Raw genomic sequence first — 11,240 nt, 5'->3', positions numbered from 1 at the left:
ACCAACGTCGAAGCCTCCATGTCCTCCCCGTCCAGCCTCCTGCACTGGACCCGGCGCATGATCGAGATCCGCAAGCAGAACCCCGCCTTCGGACTCGGCTCCTACACCGAGCTGACGTCCTCCAACCCGGCGGTGCTCGCGTTCCTGCGGGTGTACGAGGACGACATCGTGGTCTGCGTGCACAACTTCTCGCGGTTCGCGCAGCCCACCGAGCTGGATCTGCGCCGGTTCACCGGGCGGCATCCGGTGGAGCTGTTCGGCGGGGTGCGCTTCCCGGCCGTCGGCGAGCTGCCGTACCTGCTGACGCTGGCGGGGCACGGCTTCTACTGGTTCCGGTTGCGCGAGGACGCCGCGTAGTGCGGCCGGGTGGGGCGGCGGCCGCCGGTTTCCGCCGCCCCGCTCGGGGCACCGTTCAGTAACACCCGGACGACCGGGGAAAGGACGCGACGCCCATGGCGGAAACGGTCACCCCCTCCAGCACGTCAAGCACCACAGCCGAGCTGCTCGAATCTCTCGATCCCCTGTTGCGCGAATGGCTGCCCCGGCAGCGCTGGTTCGCCGGGAAGGGGCGCGCGGTCACCGGTTTCGATCTGGTGGCCGCCACTGAACTCCTGCCTCCGGACGGAAGGCTGGGTCTCTATCACTTGCTCGTGCGCGTGCGTCAACCACCGGCGCCCGGGGCTCTCCCGCAGCCCGGTGACTGCTATCAGTTGCTGATAGGCGTGCGCGAGGCGCTGCCCCCCCGGCTGGCGCCCGCGCTGATCGGCCATGTCGTGGACGGCCCGCTCGACGGGCGCACGGTCTACGACGCCCTGTACGACCCCCGGCCCGCCGAAGTGCTGCTGGAGGCCCTGCGCACCGGGGCCCGGATCGGCGCGCTGAGCTTCGAGCGGGACCCGGCGCACGAGATCCGGGACCAGCTGGTGCCCAGGCTGATGACCGCCGAGCAGTCCAACTCCTCGGTGGTGTACGGCGATACGTTCATACTCAAGCTGCTGCGCCGGGTCACCGCCGGCGTCAACCCCGACCTGGAGCTGCCGCTCGCACTGGCCCGCGAGGGCTGCGCCCGGGTGCCCGCGCCGGTCGCCTGGCTGCGCGCGGACCTGGACACCGAGCCGTACGTCCTGGCGGTGCTCCAGCCCTTCATGAACGGCGCGACCGACGGCTGGGACCTGGCGCTGCGCGAGCTGGCCAAGGGCGAGGACTTCACCGGCGACGCGCGGGCGCTCGGCCGGGCCACCGCCGAGGTGCACACCGCCCTCGCCCGCGCCCTGCCGACGGTCACCCTCGGCCATGCCCAACTGGAGCTGCTGGTGGCCGGCATGACCGAACGGCTGACGGCGGCCGTACAGGCGGTGCCCGCGCTGCGGCCCTACGAGAACGGGCTGCACTCGGCCTTCGAGGCGCTGGCCGACCTGGCCCGCGAGGGGCAGACCTGGACCGCGCAGCGGGTGCACGGCGATCTGCACCTCGGCCAGTGCCTGCGTCCGCCGTCCGGCGGCTGGTCGTTGATCGACTTCGAGGGCGAGCCGTCCCGCCCGCTGGCCGAACGGCGCATGCCGCAGCCCGCGGTGCGCGACATCGCGGGCATGCTGCGCTCCTTCGACTACGCGGCCCACTCCGCGAAGACCCCGGCACCCGACTGGGCGCACGCCTGCCGGGCCGCCTACTGCACCGGGTACGCCGAGGTCACCGGTCGCGACCCCCGGACCGACCCGGTGATGCTGCGCGCGTACGAGACCGACAAGGCGATCTACGAGGTCGTCTACGAGGCACGGCACCGCCCCGAGTGGCTGTCGGTCCCGCTGTCGGCGGTGCGCCGCCTCGCCACGCCCGACCCGACCTGACCCCGACCTGACCCCGACCGGGAGACTCGTCCGTGACGCCCAAGAAGTCAGCCGGCCCGAAGAGCAAGTCCGGCAAGAAGCAGGCCACGTCCTCGCAGGCGGCCCCGGCGCAGCAGGTCCGGGCGAAACCCGGCAGGCAGGCGGACCCCCCGGAGAACGCGCCGGAGAACGCGCCCGCGATCCCCCAGGCGCGCACCCCCGAGGTGCCCGCGGTCTCCCCCGCCCTCGGCCCGGCCGACCGTGAGCGGCTGCTCGCGGGCACCCATCACGACCCGCACACCGTGCTGGGCGCCCACCCGGTGCCCGGCGGGGTGGCGTTGCGGGTGTTCCGTCCCCACGCGGAGGCGGTCACGGCCGTCTTCGAGGACGTGCGGGCGGAACTGCGCGACGACGGGGAGGGCTTCTTCTCCGGCCTGCTCCCGCTGACCGAGGTCGCGGTCTACCGGCTGCTGGTCACCTACGACGGCGCGGTGCACGAGACGGAGGACCCGTACCGCTTCCTGCCCGCGCTCGGTGAGCTCGACCTGCATCTGCTGGGTGAGGGGCGGCACGAGGAGCTGTGGCGGGCGCTCGGGGCGCGCGTGCTGACCCGGCAGGGCGTGACCGGGACCCGCTTCGCGGTGTGGGCGCCGAACGCGCTCGGGGTGCGGGTCGCGGGCGGCTTCGACTTCTGGGACGCGACCGGTTTCCCGATGCGCTCGCTGGGCTCGTCCGGGGTGTGGGAGCTGTTCGTGCCGGGGGTCGGGGAGGGTGAGCTGTACAAGTTCGAGATCACCCGCCCGGACGGCTCGCACACCCTGCGCGCGGACCCGATGGCCCGCCGTACGGAGGTGCCGCCGGCCACGTCCTCGATCGTGGACGTCTCGCACCACGAGTGGGGTGACGCCGAGTGGCTGGCCCACCGCGCGGACCGGCCGGTGCACGAGGCACCGTTCTCGGTGTACGAGGTGCACCTGCCGTCCTGGCGGCCGGGACTGACCTACCGGCAGCTCGCCGAGCAACTGCCCGCGTATGTCGCCGATCTCGGCTTCACCCACGTCGAGTTGATGCCGGTGGCCGAGCATCCCTTCGGCGGCTCGTGGGGCTATCAGGTCACCGGTTTCTACGCGCCGACGGCCCGGCTCGGCACCCCCGACGACTTCAAGTACCTGGTGGACAGGCTGCATCAGGCGGGCATCGGGGTGCTGATGGACTGGGTGCCCGCCCATTTCCCGCGCGATGACTGGGCGCTGGCCGAGTTCGACGGGCGTCCGCTGTACGAGCACGGCGATCCGCTGCGGGCCGCCCATCCGGACTGGGGCACGCTGGAGTTCGACTTCGGGCGGCGCGAGGTGCGGAACTTCCTCGTCGCCAACGCGGTGTACTGGTGCGAGGAGTTCCACATCGACGGGCTCCGGGTGGACGCCGTCGCCTCGATGCTCTACCTCGACTACTCGCGCGAGGACGGCCAGTGGACGCCGAACGAGTTCGGCGGCCGGGAGGACCTGGACGCGGTCGCCTTCCTCCAGGAGATGAACGCCACCGTCTACCGGCGCTGCCCCGGCGTGGTCACCGTCGCCGAGGAGTCCACCGCCTGGGACGGCGTGACCCGGCCGACCCACCACCGGGGCCCGAGCGGCTTCGGCGGGCTGGGCTTCGGGCTGAAGTGGAACATGGGCTGGATGCACGACTCGCTGGACTACCTGAGCCACGAGCCGGTGTACCGCAAGTACCACCACCACGAGATGACCTTCTCCATGGTGTACGCGTACAGCGAGAACTACGTGCTGCCCATCTCCCATGACGAGGTGGTGCACGGCAAGCGGTCGCTGGTGTCGAAGATGCCGGGCGACTGGTGGCAGCAGCGCGCCAACCTCCGGGCCTACCTGGGCTTCATGTGGGCCCACCCCGGCAAGCAACTCCTCTTCATGGGGCAGGAGTTCGCGCAGGGCGCCGAGTGGTCCGAGGCACACGGCCCGGACTGGTGGCTGCTCGACCCGGCCTACGGTGCCGAGGCCGAGCACCGGGGCGTACGCGACCTGGTCCGCGACCTCAACACCGCCTACCGCGCCACCCCGGCCCTGTGGGAGCGGGACACCGATCCGGCGGGGTTCGAGTGGATCGTCGGGGACGCGGCGGAGGACAACGTCTTCGCCTTCCTGCGCCGCGACGCCGAGGGCGGCCCGCTGCTGTGCGTCGCCAACCTCTCCCCGCTGGCCCGCCACGACTACCGCCTGGGCGTCCCCGACGACGTCCCCGCCTGGCACGAGACCCTCAACACCGACCTCGCCCGCTACGGCGGCAGTGACATCGCGGGCCACGACACGGTCAAGCCCGAACCCCAGCCCTGGCACGGCCGCCCGGCCAGCATCAGCCTGACCCTGCCCCCACTGGCGACGGTGTGGCTGCGGCCGGCCTGAGACCGCGACCGTCCGGGGGCCCGCCGGCCGGCCCCAGGACGGACCCCGGTCACCCCTTGAGCGCCGCCGGGACCTCGCCCGTGTGCAGCACGCCGAGGCGCTGAGTGGCGCGGGTGAGGGCCACGTACAGGTCGCTGGTGCCGTAGGCGGCGGGGTCCACGACCAGGACCGAGTCGAATTCCAGGCCCTTGGACTGGCGGGGGTCGAGCAGGACCACGTTCCGGGTCAGGTCGGGCTCGCCGCCCGCCGTGACGCCGTCCAGCCGGGCGGCGAGGGTGTCGTGCAGGGCGCGCGGTGCGATGACCGCGAGCCGCCCCTCGGCCGGGGTCAGCTCGGCCACGGCCTGGGCGACCGCGCCGGGCAGGTCGCCGGAGGCGTCGCGCACCCAGGGGCGTACGCCGGTGGAGCGGACCGAGCTGGGCGGCTCGAAGTCGGGGTGCTCGGCGCGGACCACGGCCGCCGCCAGGTCCATGATCTCGGACGGGGTGCGGTAGTTGACCCCGAGCCGGGTGTGCTCCCAGCGGTCCTCGACGTACGGCTGAAGGATGTCCGACCAGGAGCCGACCCCGGCCGCATCGGCGGTCTGTACCGGGTCACTGACCAGGGTCATCGAGCGGGTCGGGCTGCGCCGCATCAGCAGCCGCCACGCCATCGGGGACAGCTCCTGCGCCTCGTCCACGATGATGTGCCCGAACGCCCAGGTCCGGTCGGCCGCCGCCCGCTCTGCGGCGCTGCGGTGGTCGTCCTCCTCGTGTCGCTCCGCGAACCGCTCGGCGTCGATGATGTCGTGCGCGGAGAGCACCTCGGAGGACTCCGGGTCGTCCTCCTCCTTGTCGTCGAACTCGTAGGTGCGGGACGCGTACGACACGTCCAGCACGCCCTGCGCGTAGGCGATCTGCGTCTCCCGGTCCCGGTCGGCGCGGGCGCGGGCCAGCCGGTCGTCCTCGCCGAGGAGTTCGGCGGCCTCGTCCAGCAGGGGCACGTCCGCGACGGTCCAGGCACGGGTCACACGGCGGCGTACCGCGTCTGCGTCCTTCGGCGAGAGGTGGCCGTCCGGCTCCGCGAGGAAGTCCGCGAGCAGGCGGCGGGGGGTGATCCGGGGCCACAACTGGGCGATGGCGGACCAGACTTCGGGGTTCTCGGCGAGTTCGTCGCGGATCTGGGTGATGTCGGAGGGGTCCAGCAGGCTGCTGCCGTCGTAGGGGTCGGTGCCCACGCGTTCGGCGTACAGGTCGGTGAGGGTGTTCAGGATGTGGCCCTCGAAGTGCTCGCGGGCCGCGTTGTGCGGGAGCCCCGCCGCGCGGGTGCGTTCGCGGGCGGTCGCGACCAGGCCCTCGTCGAGCATCAGCACCTCGCGGTCGTGCTCGATGGCGATCACCGGGTCCGGCAGCGCCTGCCGCTCGGCGACGACGGCGGCGAGCACGTCGGCCATCCCGGCGCGGCCCTTGACCACGGCCGCCTCCGGGGTGTCGGTGGCGGTGGCCTTCACCCCGGGGAACAGTTCTCCGACCGTGGCCAGCAGGACGCCGGTCTCACCGAGCGAGGGCAGCACCTCGCCGATGTAGCCGAGGAAAGCGGGGTTGGGGCCGACGATCAGTACCGCGCGCCGGGCGAGCAGTTCGCGGTGCTCGTAGAGCAGGTAGGCGGCGCGGTGCAGGGCGACCGCGGTCTTGCCGGTGCCGGGACCGCCCTCGACCACCATGACGCCCCGGTGCGGGGCCCGGATGATGTCGTCCTGCTCGGCCTGGATGGTCCGCACGATGTCGTTCATGCGGCCGGTGCGCGCGGTGTTCAGCGCGGCGAGCAGGACGGCGTCGCCGGTGGGGTCCTCGTGTCCGGTGCGGGTCTCGTCCCCGAGATCCAGGATCTCGTCGTGCAGCGCGGTGACGGTACGGCCGTCGCTGGTGATGTGCCGGCGGCGGCGCAGGCCCATCGGGGTATGCCCGGTGGCCACGTAGAAGGGGCGGGCGACGTCGGCACGCCAGTCGATGAGGACCGGGGTGCGCTCGGCGTCCTCGCGGCGCAGGCCGATACGGCCGATGTGGTGGGTGGTGCCGTCGGCGAGGTCGATCCGGCCGAAGCAGAGCGAACCGTCGACGGAGTTCAGCGCGGCGAGCAGCCCGGAGCGCTCGGCGACCAGGATGTCCCGCTCCAGACGTGCCTGCTGGGGCTTGTCGCCCTGGGCGAGGGCGTCCTGGACGCCGGTCTCGGCGTCGCCGCGCAGTTCGTCCACGCGCTCGTAGAGTCCGTCGATGAATTCCTGCTCGAACCGCAATTCATCGTCCGGAAATTCGGTGTTTGACAATTCCACTCCCGCCCGCATACACTGTTCACATCAAGCTTCCGCATGACCTCTTCGCTCAAGCATCATAAAGAAGTCGTGAACGGTCCAATATACCGAAAGAAATCCCCCGGGCGCCAATGCCCGGGGGATTTCTTCGCTTGCGGCGCCTTGTTCAGAGCAGGTCGGCCAGCTCCTCCAGCAGCTTCCGCTTCGGACGGGCGCCCACCATGGAGCGCACGGGCTCACCGTCCTGGAAGACCAGGAGGGTGGGGGTGGCGAGCACCCCGTAGGCGATGGTGGTGCCGGGACTGCGGTCCACGTCGAGCTGGACCACCCGCAGCCGGTCGCCCTCCTCGGAGGCGATGTCCTTCAGCACCGGCGCGAGCTGCCGGCAGGGCCCGCACCAGTCGGCGGTGAACTGCACCAGTACCGGCAGCTCGCAGCGCAGTACCTCCGCCTCGAAATCCGCGTCCGTGACCTCGTCCACTCCGCTGACCACGCTCATGTCCTCGTCCCTCCCAGCTCGCACCCGGGTTCCGGACCCCCCGGAACCAGCGCCTCGGCGGCCAGCCCGGCCCGCGCCTCCTCGGCCCGCCGCAGCTGACCCGCGACCGTCGCCCGCACCGCCACCAACTGCCCGATGAGCGCGTCCAGCTCGTCCAGCTTGCGCCGGTACACGGCCTGCGAGGCGGGGCACGCGTCCCCCTCCGGGTGCCCGGCCCGCAGACACTCCACGAACGGCCGCGTCTCCTCCAGTTCGAACCCGAAGTCCCGCAGCGTGCGGATCTGCCTCAGCAGCGTGAGGTCGCCCTCGTCGTACCGCCGATGCCCCTTGGCGTCCCGGCGCGCGGGCAGCAGCCCCCGTGTCTCGTAGTACCGCAGCGCCCGCACGGTCGTCCCGGCCCGCTCGGCCAGCTCACCGATTCGCATGTCCTCGACGGTAGGGGGTGACGTGGACGTCATGGCAAGGCGGTCAAGGCGGTCAGGCGGAGGGACCGGCCCGGAGATGGTCGGAGAGCACCTGGACCGCGGTCCAGGGAGCGGGATCGGTGCCGTCGCCAAATGGGTAGTGGAGGGCCGGGGCGGAGATGCCCCGTGGAGGCTACCCTCGCGCTTTCGCGACGTGCGGTGTCCAGTAGGCGGCCAGGTAAGCGAGAAGTGCCTCTGACCAGCAAAAATGAGGATTGCCGAGGTCCTTGTTCCTGCCATCGCCGAAGGTTGGGGCCCGTCGCCTCCGACCCGACTGTCTCCCGCCTCATCGACACACTTGCCGCAAGCGGCAACAGGGCCCTTGCCCCAATCCGAACCGCCCGCGCCGACGTGCGTGAGCGCAGGGGCCGGCCGGTGATGCGGCACCGGACGCGAGCGGGCACGTGACCGTGGACCTCGACGGGGTGCTCGTCATCGCGCACTCCGACAAGCAGGACGCTGCCGTGACCTGGAAGAAGACCCACGGCCATCACCCACTGACGGCCTTCGTCGATCACGGGACGGGCGGGACCGGTGAGCCGGTGGCCGCCCTGCTACGGCCGGGCAACGCCGGCTCGAACACGGCCGCCGACCACATCACCACCGCCCGCCTTGCCCTGACCCAGATCCCGAAGAAGTACCGGCGAGGACGGCAGACCCTCATCCGCACCGACTCCGGCGACGGCACCCACGAGTTCGTCGCGTGGCTCGCGAAACGGGGACGGCGGCTGTCCTACTCGGTCGGCATGACCATCACCGACACCATCCACCGACAGGTGCTGAAGATCCCGGCCTCGGCCTGGAGTCCGGCCGTCGAGAAGGACGGCGAGATCCGCGACGGCGTCCGGGTCGCCGAACACGCTGGCCACCCGCTCGACGGCTGGCCCAAGGGCATGCGGCTCGTCATCCGTAAAGAACGGCCGCACCCCGGCGCTCAGTTGAGGATCACGGACGCCCACGGCATGCGGATCACCTGTTTCGCCACCAACACCACCGGCCGGTCCGTCGCCGAGCTCGAACTCCGTCACCGGCTACGGGCCCGCGCGGAGGACCGGATCCGGGCCGCCCCGGGCCACCGGCCTGCGCAACCTGCCTCTTCACAGCACCGCACAGCATCAGGTCTGGCTGGAGATCGTCCAGATCGCGCTCGACCTGCTCGCCTGGATGCCCGTACTCGCCCTGGCCGGCAAAGCACGGCTCCGGGAACCCCGCCGCCTTCGCCTCCGCCTGTTCACCACAGCCACCCAGCTCGTCACCACCGGCCACCGCAGGATTCTGCGCCTCGCAGCGCACTGGCCCGGGTGTGAGTAGTTGCGGTACAGGAAGTGCCGTTGAGATTGATCATGGTTCGGCTGGTGTCGGGGTGAGCGGGTCGTCCGGGCGTCGGATGCGGACTCGGCGGGGGCGGGGGATGTCGTCGGCGTCCTGGAGGTCGGCGAAGTCGGCGTGCGCCTGGGCGACGGCTTCGGGGTACGCCTCCTGCTTCTCGTGCTCAGCGAGCGCGCGGTAGACGCTCGCGACGCTCGGGGCCCGGCCCTTGCGGGCGCCGGTCGGGATGATCAGGTCGGGCTGGATCTGCTCGACCGACTCGCCGTTCGCCCGGCGCCGCAGCACGGTGTGCAGCATGTCCTCGGTGATGACGGGTGGTCGGCCGCCGTGCTTGCCCTTGCGGGCCGCCGCGTCGAGCCCTTCGAGGGTCGACTCCCGGATGTTCTCCCGCTCGGTCTCCGCCATCGCCGCGAAGAACGCGAACAGCAGACGGCCCGGCCCGCTGGGGGCGTACAGGCCGGGCAGGGGCCCGGCGAGCATCTCCAGGACCAAGCCGTGGGCGGTCAGGTGGTCGGCGAGCGCGGTGAGTTCGGCCGCGTCGCGGCCGAGGCGCTTCATCTCGTACACAGTGAAGATGACCCGGCAGTGCGGGGCGTGGGCCTTGATCTGCCGGGCGAGCGCGAGCGCGGCCTCGAACTGCGGGCGGACGCGTACGCGGGTGCTGATCTTCTCGGAGAACACCTTGTCGCGCGGGATGCCGTGCTTGGCCAGCGCGTCGAGCTGCGACTGGAGTTCCTGGGTGAGCGTCGAGCAGCGCGCGTACCCGATGCGGATGTCGGCGCTCGGGGTGTCCGGCGCGAGGGCGAGCGGGACCGGGGTGCCGGGGCGCCACGGCTGGCCGGGCCCGCGGTCGGCGGGGGTGGGCACGCGCAGGAGCTTGGCGAACCGGGGCACCTTGGTGAAGCGGCCGGTGTGGTACGTACCGGCGACCGCCCCGGAGCGCGAGCGGCACGGCGAGCCGGGCTCGGCCCGGCAGCGCGGGCAGGGGTGGCGCTCGACATCGTCCGCGTCGCTCGTGGAAGCCTCTTGAGCGACCGTCATGGCACCGGAGACTGTCACAAACGATTCCCAGAAGTACCCCGAACCCACCCTTGGGTGAGAACGAGTTCTGCGAACCGAACCGCCGGTTTGCGATCACCAGGCCGCCGTCTTTGGTCTTGCTCGGGCAAAGGACCGTTTCTGATAGTAACGCGGCGTGCAGCTATGGCCTCCGCGTCGGCTCTCGTGGGTCATGAGTGCGGCTCTTGACCCTCACGTGACGTCAGGCTGCATAGTCGGTGCCGTGGAAGATCACTGGACCGTGGGGCGCGTGGCCGAGCTGGCCGGCGTGAGCGTCCGCACGCTGCATCACTATGACGAGATCGGGCTCGTGCGTCCGTCGGCGCGGACCCCAGGTGGCTACCGGGCCTACTCGGCGGGTGACGTCGAGCGGATGAGGGAAGTGCTGGCCTACCGGCGGCTGGGCTTCGGGTTGCGGGAGGTTGCGCAACTGGTCGGCGACTCGTCCGCCGACGCGGTCGCGCACCTGCGCCGACTGCGTGGCCTGCTGGTGGAGCGGCGTGATCGTGCTGACGCCATGGTGGCGGCCATTGACAGGGAACTTGAGGCACGGGCGAGGGGACTGATGGTGACACCGGAGGAGCAACTGGGAATGCTTGGTGCACGGCTTTACGACGCGATCGGCGGCGCTTACACGGCGACGCGGCGTACCGAGCCGCGGATCGCAGCGCAGATCTTGGACGCGCTCGGGGACGCGCGGACGGTGCTGAATGTCGGTGTCGGCACCGGCTCCTACGAGCCGGCTGATCGCGAGGTGACCGCGGTGGAGCCGTCGGAGGTCATGCGGCGTCAGCGGCCTGCCGGCTCGGCGCCGTGCGTGGCTGCCGCCGCGGAGAGCCTGCCGTTCGAGGACCACTCCTTCGACGTCGCGATGGCCGTCTCGACTGTTCACCACTGGGGGGACCCGATAGCGGGGCTGCGCGAGATGCGGCGCGTGGCCCGCCGCGTGGTGGTGCTGACGTTCGACACCGACGAGCCCGGATGGCAGGACCGGTTCTGGCTTACCCGCGACTACCTGCCCGAGTTCGCCACCGTCCTCGCAGAATTTCCCTCACTTGCGGGGATGGCCGACGCGATCGGCGCCCGCGCTGAGCCCGTGCCTATCCCGTGGGACTGCACTGACGGCCTGTTCGAGGCGTACTGGCGCAGACCGGGGGCGTATCTGGAGGAGCACGTCCGCCGTGCGATGTCGGTGTGGACGAGGGTCGGGCCGGATGCCGAGCAGCGGGCGGTGCGAAGCCTCCGCGACGACCTCGACTCCGGCCGGTGGGCCGAGCGCAACAGCGACCTCACCCACCTCGACACGGCAGACCTCGGCCTCCGCCTGCTCATAGCTTGAATGGGCACCGGTCC

At 71.6% G+C, this 11,240-nt stretch carries 8 protein-coding genes and 1 pseudogene; 5 read left to right on the top strand and 4 right to left on the bottom strand.

Annotation, left to right across the window (positions count from 1 at the left end):
• The 3 genes from ACFWN1_RS06815 to glgB form a co-directional block, all read left to right on the top strand.
• On the top strand, window positions 1-357 hold a 357-nt coding region (locus ACFWN1_RS06815), incomplete at its 5' end, for an alpha-glucosidase C-terminal domain-containing protein (protein ID WP_384358945.1).
• Between the two features lie 95 nt (window positions 358-452).
• Window positions 453-1,847, top strand: coding sequence for a maltokinase (locus ACFWN1_RS06810; RefSeq protein WP_384358943.1), 1,395 nt, complete (start codon window positions 453-455; stop codon window positions 1,845-1,847).
• Between the two features lie 179 nt (window positions 1,848-2,026).
• Entirely contained in the window at window positions 2,027-4,246 is a 2,220-nt protein-coding gene (glgB, locus tag ACFWN1_RS06805) for a 1,4-alpha-glucan branching enzyme (protein ID WP_384358951.1), read from the top strand.
• Window positions 4,247-4,295: 49 nt separating this feature from the next.
• Here the strand turns inward: glgB and ACFWN1_RS06800 are convergent, their stop codons facing one another.
• The 3 genes from ACFWN1_RS06800 to ACFWN1_RS06790 all read right to left on the bottom strand — a co-directional run bounded on the left by ACFWN1_RS06800 (window position 4,296) and on the right by ACFWN1_RS06790 (window position 7,460).
• Window positions 4,296-6,569 (bottom strand): HelD family protein, encoded by a 2,274-nt coding sequence (locus ACFWN1_RS06800; RefSeq protein ID WP_384358941.1) that lies wholly within the window; start codon window positions 6,567-6,569, stop codon window positions 4,296-4,298.
• A 133-nt stretch (window positions 6,570-6,702) separates the two neighbouring features.
• Window positions 6,703-7,035 carry a thioredoxin family protein gene (locus ACFWN1_RS06795; protein ID WP_384358939.1) on the bottom strand — a complete coding sequence of 111 codons (333 nt, stop codon included), beginning with the start codon at window positions 7,033-7,035 and terminating at the stop codon, window positions 6,703-6,705.
• A complete protein-coding gene (locus ACFWN1_RS06790; protein ID WP_384358937.1) occupies window positions 7,032-7,460 on the bottom strand; it encodes a MerR family transcriptional regulator in 429 nt (142 codons plus the stop codon). Before ACFWN1_RS06790 ends, ACFWN1_RS06795 begins: the two co-directional genes overlap by 4 nt.
• A gap of 443 nt (window positions 7,461-7,903) precedes the next feature.
• Between ACFWN1_RS06790 and ACFWN1_RS06785 the strand changes: the two are divergent.
• A pseudogene (locus ACFWN1_RS06785) lies at window positions 7,904-8,810 on the top strand (IS1380 family transposase).
• A gap of 30 nt (window positions 8,811-8,840) precedes the next feature.
• Here ACFWN1_RS06785 and ACFWN1_RS06780 read toward each other — a convergent pair.
• On the bottom strand, window positions 8,841-9,869 hold the full coding sequence (locus ACFWN1_RS06780; protein ID WP_384358935.1) for a recombinase family protein: 1,029 nt from the start codon (window positions 9,867-9,869) through the stop codon (window positions 8,841-8,843).
• Window positions 9,870-10,128: 259 nt separating this feature from the next.
• Here ACFWN1_RS06780 and ACFWN1_RS06775 point away from each other — a divergent pair, with 259 nt between their 5' ends.
• Window positions 10,129-11,226: a MerR family DNA-binding transcriptional regulator gene (locus ACFWN1_RS06775; RefSeq protein ID WP_384358949.1), complete on the top strand. Its 1,098-nt coding sequence runs from the start codon at window positions 10,129-10,131 to the stop codon at window positions 11,224-11,226.
• Window positions 11,227-11,240: the final 14 nt, after the last annotated feature.

Source organism: Streptomyces sp. NPDC058459 (assembly GCF_042721685.1).
Taxonomy (GTDB): Bacteria; Actinomycetota; Actinomycetes; order Streptomycetales; family Streptomycetaceae; genus Streptomyces.
The sequence above is the reverse complement of the archived record's forward strand: the minus strand, read 5'-3'. Positions and strand labels throughout refer to the sequence as shown.

Coding starts and splice junctions, on each gene's coding strand:
- ACFWN1_RS06810 (WP_384358943.1), top strand. CDS start 453: ATGGCGGAAACGGTCACCCCCTCCAGCACGTCAAGCACCACAGCCGAG.
- ACFWN1_RS06800 (WP_384358941.1), bottom strand. CDS start 6,569: ATGCGGGCGGGAGTGGAATTGTCAAACACCGAATTTCCGGACGATGAA.
- ACFWN1_RS06780 (WP_384358935.1), bottom strand. CDS start 9,869: ATGACGGTCGCTCAAGAGGCTTCCACGAGCGACGCGGACGATGTCGAG.
- ACFWN1_RS06790 (WP_384358937.1), bottom strand. CDS start 7,460: ATGCGAATCGGTGAGCTGGCCGAGCGGGCCGGGACGACCGTGCGGGCG.
- ACFWN1_RS06795 (WP_384358939.1), bottom strand. CDS start 7,035: ATGAGCGTGGTCAGCGGAGTGGACGAGGTCACGGACGCGGATTTCGAG.